This is a genomic window from Dorea hominis, assembly GCF_014287705.1.
In the GTDB taxonomy this organism is placed as follows: Bacteria; Bacillota; Clostridia; order Lachnospirales; family Lachnospiraceae; genus Dorea_D; species Dorea_D hominis.
Genome location: NZ_JACOOY010000043.1, coordinates 1 through 540, shown reverse-complemented (window position 1 = coordinate 540; position 540 = coordinate 1). Strand labels below are relative to the sequence as shown.

Here is a 540-nt window from a genome sequence, read left to right as displayed (position 1 = left end):
TTTTACAACTCTTCCGTTCTCTGTGCTCTCTACAATATCGGAATGTGCTTTCAGAAAACCTTTAAGCATCTCATCTACGATATTGTCCGGGTTGTTCATAATCCGCTGCATATCTATTTTCCTCCTGAATCTCCTATGTCATTTCTATAATAATGCTCTATACTATTACGTGATACCCACGGATTGTTCCGTGCTGCGCACTCTCACAATCCTACCACTTGTGAGTAAATTCACGTGGATACAGACCTTAGTCCCTTGATATCACTAAGCCTCCATCTCTGGCACGAGCACAACCTTCAGTGCTCCGTTCTCGCCTGTCTTCGCGATGTGGAATCCTTCTTCCCATTTCTCCAGTGGGAATTTGTGTGTTACGACGCCGTCTGTCGGCAGTTTGCCGTTGCCGATCCATTCAATGACTGTATCATAGCAGAACGGGCTTAAGTGTACACCGAGAAGGTCTAATTCTTTACGGTCAGAAATAATACTCCAATCTACGGTTACCGGCTGTCCGAATACAGAGAACTCTACGAATCTTCCCAT

2 pseudogenes are annotated in these 540 nt (G+C 44.8%); both read right to left on the bottom strand.

The window, feature by feature from the left end:
- Nucleotides 1-111, bottom strand: a pseudogene (locus H8S07_RS15005) (dihydroxyacetone kinase); the annotation flags it as partial.
- Between the two features lie 153 nt (nt 112-264).
- Nucleotides 265-540: pseudogene (locus H8S07_RS14290) on the bottom strand (erythritol/L-threitol dehydrogenase); the annotation flags it as partial.